The 15433-nt window shown below is 70.1% G+C and carries 17 protein-coding genes; 7 read left to right on the top strand and 10 right to left on the bottom strand.

Annotation, left to right across the window (positions count from 1 at the left end; translation table 11 throughout):
- Positions 1-121 precede the first annotated feature (121 nt).
- The gene (locus KPL78_RS18865; RefSeq protein ID WP_219764523.1) at positions 122-574 is read right to left on the bottom strand and encodes a PaaI family thioesterase; all 453 of its coding nucleotides are present in this window, start codon (positions 572-574) and stop codon (positions 122-124) included.
- A 162-nt stretch (positions 575-736) separates the two neighbouring features.
- On the opposite strand from KPL78_RS18865, the gene KPL78_RS18870 reads away from it, so the two are divergent.
- Complete coding sequence (locus tag KPL78_RS18870; protein WP_219764524.1) at positions 737-2158, top strand: mannose-1-phosphate guanylyltransferase/mannose-6-phosphate isomerase; 1422 nt, start codon at positions 737-739, stop codon at positions 2156-2158.
- Positions 2159-2406: 248 nt separating this feature from the next.
- Here KPL78_RS18870 and KPL78_RS18875 read toward each other — a convergent pair whose 3' ends face one another.
- From KPL78_RS18875 to KPL78_RS18885, 3 genes are all read right to left on the bottom strand, one after another.
- The gene (locus tag KPL78_RS18875) at positions 2407-2901 is read right to left on the bottom strand and encodes a flavin reductase (protein WP_219764525.1); all 495 of its coding nucleotides are present in this window, start codon (positions 2899-2901) and stop codon (positions 2407-2409) included.
- A gap of 163 nt (positions 2902-3064) precedes the next feature.
- On the bottom strand, positions 3065-3574 hold the full coding sequence (locus KPL78_RS18880; protein ID WP_219764526.1) for a hypothetical protein: 510 nt from the start codon (positions 3572-3574) through the stop codon (positions 3065-3067).
- Positions 3575-3611: 37 nt separating this feature from the next.
- Positions 3612-4154 (bottom strand): GNAT family N-acetyltransferase, encoded by a 543-nt coding sequence (locus KPL78_RS18885; RefSeq protein WP_219764527.1) that lies wholly within the window; start codon positions 4152-4154, stop codon positions 3612-3614.
- Between the two features lie 85 nt (positions 4155-4239).
- Between KPL78_RS18885 and KPL78_RS18890 the strand changes: the two genes are divergently transcribed.
- The 5 genes from KPL78_RS18890 to KPL78_RS18910 all read left to right on the top strand — a co-directional run bounded on the left by KPL78_RS18890 (position 4240) and on the right by KPL78_RS18910 (position 8715).
- On the top strand, positions 4240-5070 hold the full coding sequence (locus KPL78_RS18890; protein WP_219764528.1) for a CoA transferase subunit A: 831 nt from the start codon (positions 4240-4242) through the stop codon (positions 5068-5070).
- Positions 5067-5819 (top strand): CoA-transferase, encoded by a 753-nt coding sequence (locus KPL78_RS18895; protein WP_219764529.1) that lies wholly within the window; start codon positions 5067-5069, stop codon positions 5817-5819. Before KPL78_RS18890 ends, KPL78_RS18895 begins: the two co-directional genes overlap by 4 nt.
- 15 nt (positions 5820-5834) lie before the next feature.
- Positions 5835-6206, top strand: a complete 372-nt coding sequence (locus KPL78_RS18900) for a hypothetical protein (protein WP_219764530.1) — start codon at positions 5835-5837, stop codon at positions 6204-6206.
- 76 nt (positions 6207-6282) lie between these two features.
- Positions 6283-7527: a CaiB/BaiF CoA transferase family protein gene (locus tag KPL78_RS18905; RefSeq protein WP_219764531.1), complete on the top strand. Its 1245-nt coding sequence runs from the start codon at positions 6283-6285 to the stop codon at positions 7525-7527.
- 78 nt (positions 7528-7605) lie between these two features.
- On the top strand, positions 7606-8715 hold the full coding sequence (locus tag KPL78_RS18910) for an enolase C-terminal domain-like protein (RefSeq protein ID WP_219764532.1): 1110 nt from the start codon (positions 7606-7608) through the stop codon (positions 8713-8715).
- A 16-nt stretch (positions 8716-8731) separates the two neighbouring features.
- Here the strand turns inward: KPL78_RS18910 and KPL78_RS18915 are convergent, their stop codons facing one another.
- The 6 genes from KPL78_RS18915 to KPL78_RS18940 form a co-directional block, all read right to left on the bottom strand.
- On the bottom strand, positions 8732-9712 hold the full coding sequence (locus tag KPL78_RS18915; protein WP_219764533.1) for a Bug family tripartite tricarboxylate transporter substrate binding protein: 981 nt from the start codon (positions 9710-9712) through the stop codon (positions 8732-8734).
- Positions 9713-9808: 96 nt separating this feature from the next.
- On the bottom strand, positions 9809-10222 hold the full coding sequence (locus tag KPL78_RS18920; protein ID WP_219764534.1) for a protein-tyrosine phosphatase family protein: 414 nt from the start codon (positions 10220-10222) through the stop codon (positions 9809-9811).
- A complete protein-coding gene (locus KPL78_RS18925; RefSeq protein ID WP_219764535.1) occupies positions 10219-11070 on the bottom strand; it encodes a cytochrome c in 852 nt (283 codons plus the stop codon). Before KPL78_RS18925 ends, KPL78_RS18920 begins: the two co-directional genes overlap by 4 nt.
- A gap of 299 nt (positions 11071-11369) precedes the next feature.
- A complete protein-coding gene (locus KPL78_RS18930; RefSeq protein ID WP_219764536.1) occupies positions 11370-12920 on the bottom strand; it encodes a sensor histidine kinase in 1551 nt (516 codons plus the stop codon).
- A 78-nt stretch (positions 12921-12998) separates the two neighbouring features.
- The gene (locus tag KPL78_RS18935; RefSeq protein ID WP_369412779.1) at positions 12999-13874 is read right to left on the bottom strand and encodes a CDP-alcohol phosphatidyltransferase family protein; all 876 of its coding nucleotides are present in this window, start codon (positions 13872-13874) and stop codon (positions 12999-13001) included.
- Positions 13871-14545: a phosphatidylserine decarboxylase gene (locus KPL78_RS18940; RefSeq protein ID WP_255569183.1), complete on the bottom strand. Its 675-nt coding sequence runs from the start codon at positions 14543-14545 to the stop codon at positions 13871-13873. Before KPL78_RS18940 ends, KPL78_RS18935 begins: the two co-directional genes overlap by 4 nt.
- A 51-nt stretch (positions 14546-14596) precedes the next feature.
- Here KPL78_RS18940 and KPL78_RS30295 point away from each other — a divergent pair, with 51 nt between their 5' ends.
- A complete protein-coding gene (locus tag KPL78_RS30295; protein ID WP_255569185.1) occupies positions 14597-15001 on the top strand; it encodes a hypothetical protein in 405 nt (134 codons plus the stop codon).
- The last annotated feature ends 432 nt before the right edge of the window (positions 15002-15433 follow it).

Below are 15433 nucleotides of genomic sequence, written 5' to 3' on the forward strand. Positions count from 1 at the left end.
GGCAGGGCCGCGATCCGTTGGGGCGCGCTCTCCGCCGGTTGGGCGACCGCGTGGCGCCGCGCGCCTTGCCGACAGTCAGAAAAAGGAGGGGGTGCGGGGGAGTTCCCTCCCCCACCCTGCCCTACGCCTTCGGCCGCGGCGTGCTGAACACCCCGCTAGCCCGCAGCACCGGCATCCCGTCCGCCTCGAACCGTCCTTCCACGAACATCAGCCGTGACGTCCGGCGCAGCAGGGCCGGCCGGCATTCCAGCCAAGCCCCGAGTGGGGCGGGGGCCAGGTAGTCCGACACCAGGCTGACCGTGATGAAATTCCCCGGCGTGCCGGCCTGTTCCAGTCCGCCGATGCCCAGCACCAGGTCCGCGAAGGTCGCGAGCATCCCGCCATGGGCCACCGAGTGGCTGTTGCAGTGCCGCCGTTCCAGCCGGATGCCGAAGGTCGAGCCCCCTTCCCCCGGCCGCAGCCAGATCGGGCCGATCGGTTCCAGGAACGGTCCCCCGGCCCGCCGGGGCGCGAAACCCTCCGGGATTCCGGGCGCGCCTTCGAGCACGCCATCCGCCGCCCTGCCGTCCACCATGCCGCATCCTTCTGCCGATCGGGCGCCCCGGAGCGTTCGAGCCCCGGGGCAGTCATGATCCAGGCCATGGCACAGCATGCCGCAGGCGCGAAGAGGCCGCCTTCCAATTGCCGCCTTTGCATCGCATACGGGAACCATTCGCGTAGCAGACCACCGGACGACATGACCCAGACGACCTCGCAGATCCTGCCCGTCATTCTCTCGGGCGGCACCGGCACCCGCCTGTGGCCGCTGTCGCGGGAGGGCTATCCGAAGCAGTTCTGGCCGCTGGCCTCGGACAAGCCGATGCTGGCGGAGACGGCGGCACGCGCCGAGGGGGCAGGCTTCCTGCCGCCGATGGTCGTCTGCAATGAGGCGCACCGCTTCCTCGTCGCCGAGCAGCTCCGCGGCCATGGCGCACGCATCGTGCTGGAGCCCGCTGGGCGCAACAGCGCGCCTGCCATCGCCGCGGCCGCGCTGCTGGCCGAGGAGGCCGGCCCCGAAACCGTCATGTGGATCATGGCGGCGGATTCGGCGATCGGCGACCTGCCGGCGCTGAAGGCCGCGCTGGACCAGGCGGCGGCGGCGGCGCGGTCCGGCTGGATCGTGACCTTCGGCATGAAGCCGACGGCGCCCGAGACCGGCTACGGCTATATCGAGTCCGGCCATGCCCTGCCCGGCCTGTCGGGCGTTCAGGCGGTGGCGCGCTTCGTTGAGAAGCCGGACGGCGCGCGCGCGGGCGAGTTCGTCGCCGGGGGCAAGCATCTGTGGAATTCAGGCATGTTCGTCGCGACGGCGGCGACACTGCTGGCGGAGCTCGAGCGCTACGAACCCGCCTTGCTCGCCGCGGTGCGCAGCGCGGTCGAGGGAGCGAAGCGCGACCTCGACTTCGTGCGTCTTGCCCCTGAAGCCTTCGTCTCCGCGCCGTCCATCTCGATCGACTATGCGGTCATGGAGCGCACCGACCATGCGGCGGTGGTGCCCGCTGCCATGGGCTGGTCCGACATCGGGTCGTGGAACTCGCTGTGGGAGATCAGCGGCAAGGACGCCGCCGGCAATGCAACGCTGGGGCCGATCGAGCTGGTCGATGCGAAGAACTGCCTGGTGCGCAGCGAAGGCATCGTGACCGGCGTGGTGGGGCTGGAAGATGCCGTCGTCGTGGTGACCGACGATGCGGTGCTGGCGATGCACCGCAGCCGCGCCCAGGACGTGAAGAAGCTGGTCGACCAGCTCAAGGCCAAGGGCCGCAAGGAGGCGACGGAACACCGCCGCGCCTATCGGCCCTGGGGGCATTATGAGGGTCTGATCCTCGGCGACCGCTTCCAGGTGAAAAAGATCCAGGTGCGACCGGGTGCCAAGCTGTCGCTGCAGAAGCACTTCCACCGCGCGGAGCACTGGGTGGTCGTCTCCGGTACCGCCATCGTGCGGCGCGATGCGGAGGAGATCATGCTGCGCGAGAATGAAAGCGTATATCTGCCGCTCGGCTGCGTGCACCGGATGGAGAATCCGGGGATCATCCCGCTGGTGCTGATCGAGGTGCAGTCCGGGTCGTATCTCGGCGAGGACGATATCGTTCGCTACGAAGATACCTACGGCCGCGCGTAAGCGCGCCGCAGCTATCATCGTAGCTGAGGTTTTTCCGTCCCTCAGACAGCGGGCGGGACGCATCCGCGGCCCTTGCCTTCGCGCCCTGTGCTGCCGCGCCGAGGATCGCTGTCGGTCTGGGCGGGGTCGCGGCAGAGCCGCGATCCCGATGTTCGCCCGTCCCAGGATGGGCAATCAGGTCGCGCCGCGCGCCTTGCTGACAGCCAGAAAGAGGAGGGGCGCGGGGGAGTTCTCTTCCCCGCCCTTTCTCACCCCGCCCCGATCGAGTGGTAATCCCGGCTGAACCAGATCAGCCCGCGGCTCGCCGCGCCCTGCCGCACGGCTTCGACCTCGGCGAAGATCACGCTGTGGGTGCCGCGTTCGATCACCTCGGCGATGCGGCAGTCGAAGGACACGGTCGCGCCATCCAGCACGGGCGACCCCGTCTCGAGCAATCCCCAGCTCGCATGGGAGAAGCGCTCGATCATGTCGGCCTCGGCGCTGCGGCCGGCGAAGCGGCCCGACAGCTCTTCCTGCCCCGGGGCGAGGCTGTTCACGCAGAGCACGCCGTTGTCCTTGAACAGCCGGTTCTGCGGGCTGCCGCGGTTGAGGCAGACCAACAGGGTCGGCGGGTCATCGGTGACCGAGCAGACGGCGCTGACCGTCAGGCCGCCCAGGCCCGAGGGGCCGTCGGTGGTGACGATGTTCACCGCGGCGCCCAATCGCGCCATGGCATCGCGGAATTCCTGACGCGTCACGGACATCCAGCCAGTCCCCCGGCGGCCGGAGGCGCGGCCGCATGCTGATGAAATGCAATCTTGAAGAGGTGCGCGCGAGAGAGCGGCTGTGCAACCCTCTGATCGCAGGCCCCGGCACGCAATCGGCCTGGGGCTGCCGCGATACTGGCCTGATGGCGGCTGCCGATGCTCAGCGCTTCACCACACCGCCGCCACCGAAATTGCCGCCCCCGCCGAGATTGCCGCTGCCGCCACCACCGAAGTTGCCGCTGCCGGGACTGCCCCCACCGCCGCCGAAATTGCCGCCCCTGCCGGTCAGGTTGCCGCCACCACCGCCGCCCATCAGGTTGCCGCCGCCCGATCCCTGCGGATTGCGGAAGGCCTGGGTGATCGCCTCGACCAGTTGCGCGCTGTCGTTGGACTGGTCGTTCACCCAGGCGAAGACTACCGCGATCCCCCGCGCGCTGATGCAGCGCACTGTCAGCGACTCCTCCCCGCGCCAGCCGAAGATGCTCTGGCGGTCGCGCGAGACGGTCGACTGGAAGCCGACGCCCTGCACCGCGCGCTGGCCCTGGTCGATGCAACTTTCCTGGTCGTTGGAGCGCAGTTCCACCCAGCCGGTGGACACCGAAGCCGACAGGGCCGGCAGCGCCGCCAGGCCGAAGGCAGCCGCGAGCGCGAAACGATGGATGCGGGACACGGAAACCTCCTGCCGGTCACTTGTATTTCCGATGATATTACCGTCGCGGTGCCGGCAGGCGATAGAGAAGGTGCCGCTGCAATGCGTGCCCGGCCGGCAGGCGCGGATGGTCGAAATCCCCATCCGGCCGCATGCCGAGCCGCTCCATCAGCCGCCAGGACGGTTCGTTCGCCGGGACGGTGAAGGCGACGATCTCCGGCAGGCCGAGCGGGCCGAAGCCGAAATCGAGGGCAGCGCGCGCGGCTTCCCCGGCGAAGCCGCGGCGGCGGGCGGTGGGAGCGATGCGCCAGCCGATCTCGACCGCCGGGGTGAAGCGGGCCTGCCAGGGGATGGTGAGCAGGCCGACGACGCCAAGGAAGGCGGCATCGTCCCTGGCCTCGACCACCCAGAAGCCCCAGCCGTGATCGGTGAAATGGGCCTGGATGCGCGCGGCCCAGGCGTCGCTTTCCGCCCGCGTCATCACAGCGGGGAAGTGGCGCATGCTATCCGCGTCGCCATTGATGGCGAACAAGGGATCGAGGTCCTCCTCCCGCCAGGGGCGGAGGATCAGGCGGGGCGTCTCGAGGGTGACCGGGCGCATGCGGCCTTCATACACGGGGATGGGATGTGCTGCCCCTGGCCGCCCCGCTCGCCCCCGCGTAACATGACTGGCGGAGGAACTGCCGATGATGCTGCCATCCGTGGATGCGCTCGCTGCCCAGGTGCCCGATGGGGCGCTGGTCGCGCTGCCGCCCGACAATTCCCTGCCCTCCGTGGCGCTGGCCAAGGCGCTGATCCGCAAGGGGGCCAGGGGACTGCGCCTGCTGGGCGTGCCGGTGTCGGGCTTCGCGACGGACATCCTGATCGGAGCGGGCTGCGTCGCGGAGGTGGAGACCTCGGCCGTCTCGCTCGGCGAGGCGGGATTCGCGCCGCGCTTCACCGCCGCGCTGAAGGCAGGCTCCATCCGGCTGCGGGATGCCACCTGCCCGGCCATCCATTCCATGCTGCAGGCGTCGGAGAAGGGCATTCCCTTCATGCCGCTGCGCGGGATCATCGGGTCCGACATCCTGGCAAACCGCCCGGACTGGAAGGTCATCCCGAATCCCTTCGCGACCGAGGGCGAGGACCCGATCGTACTGCTGCCGGCGAAGCAGCCGGACTTCGCGGTGTTCCACGCCGCGATGGCCGACAGCGAAGGCAATGTGTGGCTCGGCCGGCGGCGCGAATGCGCGACCATCGCCCATGCGTCGAAGGCCGCGCTGGTGACGGTGGAGCGCGTGGTCGAGGGCAATTTCCTGGAAGACGAGAAGCTCGCCTCGGGCGCGATCAGCGCGACCTACGTCACGGCGACGGCGATCGCGGAACGCGGGGCGCGGCCGGCGGCGCTGCTCGACGAATACGGCTTCGACCAGGCCTATGTGTCCGACTACGCGCGTGCGGCGAAGACGGAGGAAGGCTTCCGCGCCTGGCTCGACCGCGAGGTGTATGGCGCGGCGCAGAAGGTCGCGGCGGAATGAGCATCGCGCTTGAAGAACGCCTCGCCGCGACGCTGGCCCGGCTGATCATGGATCCCTCGGCGCCGCCGGCGCGGCATATCGCGGTGGGGGCGGCCTCCCCTATTCCGGCCGCGGCCTGCTGGCTGGTGAAGCTGATGGGGCATCCGGTCCGGCTGTCCCTGCTGCACAAGCGCAGCGGCAATCCCTTCACCGAGGGGACGCGGGAACTCTTCGACCTCACCGGCCAGGGACGGATCGACCTGTTCTTCCTGGGTGGCGGGCAGATCGACGGGCAGGCCAACCTGAACCTGGTCGGCACCGGCGACTGGCCGGGCAAGGCGGTGCGTTTCCCGGGGTCCTTCGGGTCGGCCTTCATGTATTTCATGACGCCGCGCACCATCCTGTTCCGCGAGGAACACTCGCCCCGCGTGCTGGTCGAGAAGGTGGACAACATCTCCGCCCCCGGCGTGTCGCCGCCTGGCGTATTCCGCCGTGGTACCGCGCAGGCGCTCGTCACCGGCAAATGCGTCTTCCGCTTCCATCCGGACCGGGCACGCTTCTCCCTGGAATCGCTGCATCCGGGCGAGACGGTGGAAACTGTACGGGAGGCCACGGGCTTCGATTTCGATGTCCCGGCCAGCGTGCCGACGACGCCCGATCCGACCGAGGCCGAGCTCGCCCTGCTGCGCGGCGCGGTGAAGGCGGAGATGGTCGAGACCTATCCCGAATTCTGCACCCGCGTCTGGGGCCATGACGCCGCGGCGGCCTGAGGGCTTTGCCGTACCGTGCATTCGCTGCTCGCCTTCCTCGGCTACTGCGCCATCATCTATGCGATATGGATGCTGCTGAGGGCGGTGCGCTACCGCCGCTGGATCGAACGGCGCGTGCGCATCGTCGGCTACAATGCGTCGGGCCGGACCACCACGGTAGAAACCGAGGAACCGGGGCCACTGCTTGATGTGCGCTGGCCCGTCAGGAACAGCTATCGGCCGATCCCCGGCACGTGGCACAGCGTGGTCCATCCGCCCGGCGACCCCGGGCGGCTGGTGCCGGGGATGGGGTGGCGTGGGTCACTCATCCTGGCGGCGAAGCTGGTCGTCTCCGGCCTGGCGCTGGTTGCCGCGGCCTTCGGAATGATGGCACTGGGCTTGACCTGACCGTCGCCAGGTTGTTCGACATGACATAACGGCCGGGGCAGTTCCCGGCCGAACCGGGTTGCGAGGAAGCACCGCCATGGACGGCACGCCCAAACTCACCGAAGCGACGGGTCCTGCCCGCACCCCTTCCGCCGGCGCGCTCGCCGGGCTGCGCGTGGTGGACCTGACCCGCGTCCTCGGCGGCCCCTACTGCACCATGGTCCTGTCGGACCACGGCGCCGAGGTCATCAAGCTCGAACCCCCGCAGGGCGACGAGGTCCGCGAATGGGGCCCCCCGTTCAACGCGGATGGCGATGCGTCCTATTTCGTCGGCGTGAACCGCAACAAGCGGTCGGTGGGTCTCGACCTGTCCAAGCCGGCGGGGCGCGAGGTGCTGATGCGCCTGCTCGAAGGCGCGGATGTGCTGATCGAGAACTTCAAGCCGGGGTCGATGGAGAAGTGGGGCCTCGGCTACGAGGCCGTGCTGTCCAAGAAGTTCCCGCGCCTGATCCATTGCCGCGTCTCCGGCTTCGGCGGCGAGGGGCCGCTCGGCGGCTTCCCCGGCTATGACGCGGTGCTGCAGGCGATGACGGGGCTGATGTCGATCAACGGGACCGTGGATTCCGGCCCGACGCGCCTCGGCAACCCGATCGTCGACATCGCGACCGGGCTGTTCAGCACCATCGCCATCCTGATGGCGCTGCATGAGCGCGAGAAGTCGGGCCGTGGCCAGTATTGCGACATGACGCTGCACGATTGCGGCATGGCGCTGCTGCATCCGCACGCCGCCAACTACTTCCTGTCGGGCAAGCGGCCGAAGGCAACGGGCAACCCGCATCCGAACCTCGCGCCCTATTCGAAGTTCGTGACGAAGACCTGCGAGATCTTCGTCGCCGCCGGCAACGACCCCGCCTTCCGCAAGTTCTGCGACTTCCTCGGCATCCCCGAGATCGCCAAGGACCCGCGCTTCGCGACGAATGGGGAGCGCGTGGTCAACCGCGACGCGCTGACCGAGGTGCTGAACGCGCGCTTCGCCGATGAGGACGGGCACGAACTGACCCGCCGCATGCTCGCCGCCGGCCTGCCGGCAGGACCCGTGCTGCATGTGGACGAGGCGATGGCCGCCGAGCACACCGCCTTCCGCAACATGGTGGCGCAGATCGGCGACTTCCGCGCGCTGAACACGCCGATCAAGCTGTCGCGCACGCCGGGCGGGGCGCGGAGCCTGCCGCCGAAGTTCAACCAGCATGGGCGCGAGGTGCTTCTCGCGCGTGGGTTCTCGGAGGCGGAGATCGCGGCGCTGGAAAGCGACGGCGTGATCGTGCAGACGCGGCGGAAGTAGCCTCGCGGCGGGCAGGCACCGGTTGACCGGCGCCCTGCCCGCCCCCAGCCTGGGCGGAACCGGGAACCGGAAACGCCCATGCGCATCGACGACGCCTCCATCACCCTGTTCCGCTGGGACGACATCCCGCCGGCCCAGTATGGCGACCGCAATCCCGCCGCCGGCGGCAGCGAGCTCGGGCTGCTGGAGCTGCGCACCGATGCGGGCATCACCGGCCGGGCCTTCCTCGGGGCCTCCTTCCGCTCGGCGCGGCTGGATGTCGAAGGTCTGGTGCGCCATCTGCTGCCGCTGCTGCGCGGGGAAAACCCTCTGGAGCGGGAGAAGCTGTTCGCGCGGCTGCACGGCATGCGCCGCGCGGTCACACTGCGTGCCATCGGCTGCTGCGACGTCGCGCTGTGGGACATCGCCGGCCAGGCGGCGGGGCTGCCGCTGCATGCGCTGATGGGCGGGTTCCGGCGCAGCATTCCCGCCTATGCCTCATCCTCCACCCTGGCGAGCGAGGAGGCCTATCCCGACCAGGTCCACATGCTGAAGGCGAAGGGTTTCCGCGCCTACAAGATCCACCCGCCGAAAGGCGGGCTGGAGGCGACGATCCGTGTCTGCCATGCCGTGCGCAAGGCCGCCGGGGACGAGATGGTGCTGATGATCGACCCGGCGGGGATGTTCCGCTTCCCCGATGCGGTGCGCCTCGGCCGCGTGCTCGAGGAGCTGCGCTTCCACTGGTACGAGGACCCGCTCTCCGAGGACGACCTGCACAACTACCCGCTGCTGCGCCAGAAGATCGACGTGCCGATCCTCGCGACCGAATACGCCTCCGGCGGCTTCGAGATGATGGGAAGCTGGATTGAGCGCGGCGCGACCGACTACCTACGCGGCGATGTCGCGGTGAAAGGCGGTCTGACGCCATGTCTCAAGGCGGCGCATCTCGCCGAGGCCTTCGCGAAGACCTTCGAGGTGCACCACGGCGGCAACAGCTGGAACAACGTCGCGCAGCTCCATCTGATCATGGCCATCCGCAACACCGAGTATTTCGAGGTTCTGCTGCCCGAGGGCGCGCAGAAATACGGGCTGCTGCGCGACATCGAGGTGGATGCGGAAGGCCTGGTCCATGCCTGGGACGCGCCAGGCGTCGGCGCGGAGCCCGACATGGACCTGATCCGCGCGAAGACCACCGCCGTGCTGCGATGATCCCCGCGCGGGCAGGTCAGCCCTGCTGGATGCCGGCCGCCCGGATGACCGGGCCCCAGGTGTCGAGGTCACTGCGCAGCACCGCCGCCATCTGGGCCGGGTCCTGGAACCAGGGATCAGCGCCGAGGCGGCGGATGCGCTCCGCCACCTCCTGATCGGCGATGCTGCGCCGCAGCATGGCGGTCAACCGTGCGCGGATCGGTTCGGGCGTGCGGACCGGCGCGGCGAAGCCGAACCAGACATACATCTCGTAGCGGTCGACGCCGGCCTGCTGGAAGGTCGGCACGTCCGGCATGGTGGCGTCGCGTTCGCTACCCGTCACGGCGAGCGCACGCACCTTGCCCGCCTGGATATGCGGCAGCGCATTGGGAACATTGTCGAACATCAGGCCGATGCTGCCGCCGAGCAGATCGGCGGTCGCCGGTGCGCTGCCGCGATAGGGGACATGGGTGACATTCACCCCGGTGCGCGCCTTCAGCAGCTCCATCGCGAGATGCGGCGAGGATCCCGCGCCGCTGCTCGCATAGTTCACCTGGCCCGGCCGCGCGCGCAGATAGGCCAGCAATTCGGCCACATTCGCGACGGGCAGGACATCCGGATTGACCACCAGCACGTTGGCGAGGCGCGCGCAGATGCCGAGCGGCGCGAAATCCCGCACCGGATCGTAGCCAAGGTTCGGATAGATGAAGGGATTGAACGCCATATTCGCGGTATTGCAGACGAGGATGGTGTAGCCGTCCGGCGGCGCCTGCGCGACCGCGCTGCAGCCGACCGACCCGCCGGCGCCCGAACGGTTCTCGACGACACCGGGCTGGCCGAGCAAGGCAGGCATCCGGTCGCCGATCAAGCGGCCGAGGGAATCGTTGAAGGCCCCTGGCGTATAGGGAACGACGATGCGCACCGGGCGGTCGGGCCATTGGGCCTGGGCCTGCGCGGCACTGGCGGCGAGGACTCCCGGCACGGCGCCGAAAAGCGCCCGTCGGCTGAGCTGCTGCATGGTTGTTTTCTCCCTGTGGCGGACCGGGCCCGTGGGTCGGCCGGCTTCGCAATGACCAGCGTGGGCCCCGGACGGGCCCCGCGTCCACCCCGCGCGTCAGGCGGTGACCGCGAAGCGCGCCACGAGGGCTTCCTGCGCCGGGGTTTCGACCGCGCCGGGATCATAGGTCCGGCGCACCCAGCGGAGCGGTTCGGCGATGCCGGTCATGGCCGCCAGGCAGGCCATCGCCATACCGGTCCGGCCCAACCCTGCCTTGCAGCCGATGTGGTAGGCATCATCCGGCCGGGCGCGCATCGCGGCCAGCATGGCCATCAGCACGGCGCGCAGGGCCTCGGGGTCCGGCACGCCGAAATCGGGCACGTCGAGGTGCCATTCGGCCTCCGCGGCGCGTTGCGACCGGGCCTCCAGGCACAGCCCTCGCGCGCCGTCCGGCAGGGCATCGAAGGGGCCGCCGGTGATGCGCACGGGCTGGCCATCCACCAGCAGGGTGACGGCGCCGCGCGGCGTCACGGCTGCGGGCGCAGCGACCGGAGATAGACCAGCAGGTCGGCAAGGTCGGCCGGCGTCATCCGCGCATAATAGCCATAGCCCATGGGTGGAAAGAGCGGCCGGCCATCCGCCGAGACCCCCTGTGTCACCGCCCGGATGATCTGCGCATCGGTCCAGTCGCCAATGCCATGTTCGCGGTCGGGAGTGATGTTGCGCGCGACGGAGGTGCCCCAGGGGCCGTTGAAGGGCTGGCCCCCTGCCCCGATCCGCGTCCAGTCGCGCTGGCCGGTCGCCATCATCGGCGTGTGGCATTCGACGCAATGGCCGAGCGGCCCCGCCAGATACGCCCCGCGCGCAAGCTGGTCGTTGGCCGGCGGGCTCGGTATCTGCGCGACCGGTGGGCCATACGCGGGCGGCAGTGGGATGCGGTATTCGCTGGTGGGCACGGCGTTGCGCACCGCGGGCACGCTACGGAGATAGACGACCATGGCCGCGAGGTCGTCATCGGAGATGCCGCGGTAGAGCTCGAAGGGCATGGGCGGACCGATGATGCGGCCATCGGGGCGGATGCCCTCGCGGATCGCGCGGGCGATTTGCGCGTCGGTCCAGCGGCCGATGCCGGTCTCGGGATCGGGGGTGATGTTGGAGGCGACAGCGCGGAAGGGCGGTTCGTCGAAGACCTGGCCACCGGCGAGCGCCATGCCCGGCAGGTCTCCCTGCGGCCCCTTCGGCGTGTGGCAATTGCCGCAGCCGGCAATGGATTCCACCAGATAGCGCCCGCGCGCGAGCCGATCCCCGCCCTGCGCCATGGCCGGCCCGGCGATCAGCAGCGCGCAGGCCAGCAGCCCCGCCCAACCCAGACGTTGCATCCTCGATGTCCCCTTCCTGCGGTAGGCGCGACGATGCGCTGGCGGGCTGGTCCATGCCACGAAAAACATCGCGGTGTCGTGATGAGGGTCGCTGGAGCGGATCCCGATCGGATGGAATCATACGAGCGGCTGAAGATGCCCGCGAAAGCGAGGAGCTGGAGACGTTGCCGCGAGCCGGAGCGAACGGAAGCGACTCTAGAGCATTTCCGGTGAACTTGCGTTCACCTCCAAAGCTCTAGGTATCTGTTTTTGCGAGCATCTTCACCTGTCCGGATGAGTTCATCCGGACAGGATCTGCTCTAGGCCTCTTCCGGCGTGAAGCGGAAGACGGCCACCAGCCCCTCCGGAGTGAAGTCGCGCGACACCTCGCCGGGCTCGGTGTCGCTGCCGAAGGCGCGGCCGATCAGGAAGGAGCCGAAGCCCTCGTGCGCCGGAGGTTCGGTGATCGCCGGGCCGCCCTGCTCCCGCCAGGTCAGGCGGATGCGGCCCTCGGCCTCCCGCGCCCAGTCGAGGGTCACGCGGCCCTCGGGCACCGACAGCGCGCCATATTTCGTGGCATTGGTCGCGAGTTCATGCAGCACCAGGGCGAGGCCGAGCACCTGCGAGGGTGACAGGCGCGGCACCTTGCCGTCCTCGCCCGAAACCACCAGCGCGCTTTCCGTCCCGCCGGTCCAGGGGGCGAGGGCGACGCGCAGCACGTCGGTCAGCGCGGCGCCGGCCCAGCCGGCTTCGGTCAGCAGGCCATGGGCGCGGGCGAGGCTGCGCAGCCGCGCACCAAACAGGTCGAGGAAGAGCTCGCCATCGCCATCGGCGCTGTCCCAGCTTTGCGTCGCGAGGCCCTGCACCGTGGCGATCACGTTCTTCACGCGATGGTTCAGCTCGTGGATCAGAAGGACACGTTCCGCCTCGGCGTCGCGCCGGGCGGTGATGTCCTGCAGCAGCAGCACGACGGCGCGTGCCCGCCCGGTCCCGACCACGGCGCGGGCGAGGCCGTGCCAGGAACGCCGCTCATGCGCCGGGCCTGCGCCATCCATGTCGGCCTGGACCAGTTCCCCCGGATGGTCGAGCGCCTGCCGCGCCATGGCGGACAGCGCGGGGGCGAGGTGGTCGGGCAGCACCTCGGTGAGGGTCCGCCCGGCCGGGGTGCTGCCCGACCAGCCGCAGGCCTCGGCGAAGGCGTGGTTGGCGATCATCAGGTGCAGCGTCGCATCGAACATGGCGATGCCGAGCGGCGCGGTCTCGACGATGGCGCGGGTGCGGGCGGCGACGGCGGTCTCGCGCGCGCGACCGATGCGCTGGCCGCGCAGCCCGGCGGCGAAGGCGAGCGCGAGCAGGCAGGCCACCACCAGGCCGCCCCAGGTCAGGCGTTGCTCGGCGGCATCGGCCGCGCGGGCGCTGGCGACGTCGGAAATGGCGCGGATCTCGCCGATCAGGCGGCGGATCTCGTCCATCTGCCGCAGGCCACTGCCTTCCCGCACCAGTTCGCGCGTCGCCTCCAGGCCGGCTTCGGCATAGCGACGCAGGGCGCTGGCGAGCTCGGCGCGCTTGGCCGCGGCGACTTCGAGAAGGCTGCGCAGCACCGGACGCAGCGGGTCGTCCTCGGGGCGCATCTCGGCCATTGCGGCGATGGCGGCCATCGCCTCGGCGATGCCGGCCTCGGCCTCGCGATAAGGTCGGAGATAAGGTTCCTGGCCGGTCAGGAGGTAGCCGCGCTGGCCGGTCTCGGCATTCAGCAGGGCGACGAAGAGCGTGTCGGCCCCATAGGCGACGTCACGCGCGCGACTGCCCTGGCCGGCGAGATCGACGATGCGCGGCACGCCGAGGGCGACCAGCGCGAGGGCCGCCAGCAATGCCGCCCCCGCGGCCCGCCACGCCCCGCGGGGGCTGCGCGTGTCGGGGATGATGGTCCTGGGCAGGGGCGCCCCGCCTCAGCCGCCGGTCCCGGTGCCGCTGCCGCCGACGACGACGGGTTCGAGAAGCCCCTCCGCCTCCCGCTTCAGCCGCAGATAGGACCGGACCGAGAAGGGCAGCATGCCGAGATAGCAGACGCCGGCCAGCGCCAGCGCCAGCCAGGGTTCCGCGAGCAGCGCGGCGACGAAGAGGCCGGTGCCGAGCAGCAGCGGCAGCACATAGTCGCGCGGCACCTTGAAATTCTTGAAGGACCAGGTCGGCAGGGTGCTGACCAGCAGCCCGGCCACCGCCACCATGACGATGCCGACGAAAGCCGGATGGCGCACCGCGCCGGCCAGCAGCGGCCAGTCCATCTGTTCCAGCCAGATGCCGAGGAAGAGCGGGAAGAGCACGCAGCCCGCCCCCGCCGGCGCCGGCACGCCGGTGAAGAAATTGTATGCGTAGGCCGGCTTCACCGCCGGCCCGACATCGAGTGCCGCGTTGAAGCGTGCGAGCCGCAGCGCCATGCAGACCGCGAAGAGCAGGCAGGGCGCGAAGCCGAGCGAGCGGTAGTCATGCATGGTCCACAGATACAGCACCATCGCCGGGGCGACGCCGAAGCAGAGGAAGTCCGAAAGGCTGTCGAACTCGGCCCCGAAGCGGGAGGTCGCCTTCAGCAGGCGGGCAAGCCGCCCGTCCAGCCCGTCGATGACACCGGCGACGAGGATCAACGTCGCGGCCTGTTCGAAGCGGCCCTCGAAGCCGAAGCGGATGGCGACCAGGCCGCAGCACAGGCCGAGCATGGTCATGATGTTGGGGATCAGCCGGTTGAAGGACTGGCCTTCGAAGCGTGGGCGCGTGCGCGGACGGAAGCGCCGGCGCAGGCGGCGGACGCGGCCGTCCTCGCTGGTCACGCGGACAGCTCCGCGATCACCGTCTCCCCGCCGATCATCGTCTGACCCTCCCGCGCCATCGGCAGCACGCCCAGCGGCAGATAGACATCGGTGCGGCTGCCGAAGCGGATGATGCCGAACCGTTCGCCCGCCTGCACGGAGTCTCCCGCCTTGGCGTCACAGAGGATACGCCGCGCGACGAGCCCGGCGATCTGCACGACTGCGAGATCGCGCCCGTCCGGCAGCGCAATGGCCAGGGCGTTGCGCTCATTCTCCTCCGACGCCTTGTCGAGATTGGCGGAGAGGAACTTGCCATGATGGTAGGCGACGCGGGTGACGGTGCCGTCCGCCGGCATGCGGTTCACATGCACGTCCAGCACCGAGAGGAAGATCGCCACGCGCCAGCGCGGCGCGTCGCCCATGCCGAGTTCGACCGGCGGCACCGCCTCGGCGACCGAGACGACGTGCCCGTCGGCCGGGGCGAGGACCAGGCCCGCCCGGTCCGGCGGGAAGCGCTCCGGGTCGCGGAAGAAGTACAGGCAGAAGGCGATGAAGATCGCGCTCAGCCAGAACAGCCAGTTGCCAAGAAGGATCAGGCCGAGCAGCGCCGCAGCGCCCCCGCCGATCAGGAAGGGTCGCGCGGCCGGGTGCGGCGGCGCGAGCACCATGGAAAGGCTTTGTCCGAGGGCCATCTTGGCCGCGGTTATGGTGTGTTCATCCCTTTGGGACAACCCTGTGCCGCCATGGACACGATCGAACTCGGCCGCTTCGCCGTCGCCCCGGATGGTGGCCTGACCCCTCGCCCCAAGCCCGAAGCCCCCGCGCTGCGCTTTGCCTGGCGCGGCCGACCCTGCGCGGCGCAATTCGACCTCGGATCGATCCATCTGAGTGCGGATGCGGCGCGCATCCCTTCCACCGCCGACCGGCCGCAGGACCGGCCGCGCGCCTTCGCGGCCCTGGCCGGGCTGCCGCGGCACCTGCCGGATGGCTGGCGGGCAAGGCTGCTGCCCGACCACCGCATCCGCATCGAGGCCGAGGCGCCGATGGACAATCCGTCCAACGCGACGGCGCTGGTGGCGGCGATGGTGCGCTTCGCGCTGGCGCTCGATCCGTATCTGGATGCGTTGGAGGCGGAAGGGGCGGGTTGACTGGCTGACTATCTCCGCGGCGCGCTGGTCACGGCGTCCATGCAGCCCGCATAGACATCGGCTTCGAGCCTCGCGCCGTCCGTACTGGCCGCATCGTAGGCCATGGCGATGAGGCCGCGATTGTACCTGGCGCCCGGCGCCCCCTCCGGAACGGTGGCGAGCGCTGCGGCACGCGGCACGCCGCGGTCGCGCGCAGCGGCCGCGTCTCTGACGAATTGGCCTGAGGAGCGGCAGAACCGCTCGCCCGTGACGAGGTCCGGCCTCAGCCCGCCGGGCGCTCCGGCTGTGCCGGGTCGCGGGATGGAGGGGGTTACCGGCGGAGATGGCTCCACCTTGGCCGGCGCACAGGCCGGAAGGCTGGCAAGCAGGATCAGGCACGCGACACGAATCACAGGGCGGGCTCCGGTCTCACCCTGGAGTGATCTCCTGGCG

This window comes from Roseomonas alba (assembly GCF_019430885.1).
Classification (GTDB): Bacteria; Pseudomonadota; Alphaproteobacteria; order Acetobacterales; family Acetobacteraceae; genus Neoroseomonas; species Neoroseomonas alba.

Bases quoted from the DNA above. Each gene is read 5' to 3' on its own strand.
- KPL78_RS18865 (WP_219764523.1), bottom strand. From the start codon at position 574: ATGGTGGACGGCAGGGCGGCGGATGGCGTGCTCGAAGGCGCGCCCGGA.
- KPL78_RS18870 (WP_219764524.1), top strand. From the start codon at position 737: ATGACCCAGACGACCTCGCAGATCCTGCCCGTCATTCTCTCGGGCGGC.
- KPL78_RS18875 (WP_219764525.1), bottom strand. From the start codon at position 2,901: ATGTCCGTGACGCGTCAGGAATTCCGCGATGCCATGGCGCGATTGGGC.
- KPL78_RS18885 (WP_219764527.1), bottom strand. From the start codon at position 4,154: ATGCGCCCGGTCACCCTCGAGACGCCCCGCCTGATCCTCCGCCCCTGG.
- KPL78_RS18890 (WP_219764528.1), top strand. From the start codon at position 4,240: ATGATGCTGCCATCCGTGGATGCGCTCGCTGCCCAGGTGCCCGATGGG.
- KPL78_RS18895 (WP_219764529.1), top strand. From the start codon at position 5,067: ATGAGCATCGCGCTTGAAGAACGCCTCGCCGCGACGCTGGCCCGGCTG.
- KPL78_RS18905 (WP_219764531.1), top strand. From the start codon at position 6,283: ATGGACGGCACGCCCAAACTCACCGAAGCGACGGGTCCTGCCCGCACC.
- KPL78_RS18910 (WP_219764532.1), top strand. From the start codon at position 7,606: ATGCGCATCGACGACGCCTCCATCACCCTGTTCCGCTGGGACGACATC.
- KPL78_RS18915 (WP_219764533.1), bottom strand. From the start codon at position 9,712: ATGCAGCAGCTCAGCCGACGGGCGCTTTTCGGCGCCGTGCCGGGAGTC.
- KPL78_RS18925 (WP_219764535.1), bottom strand. From the start codon at position 11,070: ATGCAACGTCTGGGTTGGGCGGGGCTGCTGGCCTGCGCGCTGCTGATC.
- KPL78_RS18940 (WP_255569183.1), bottom strand. From the start codon at position 14,545: ATGGCCCTCGGACAAAGCCTTTCCATGGTGCTCGCGCCGCCGCACCCG.
- KPL78_RS30295 (WP_255569185.1), top strand. From the start codon at position 14,597: ATGGACACGATCGAACTCGGCCGCTTCGCCGTCGCCCCGGATGGTGGC.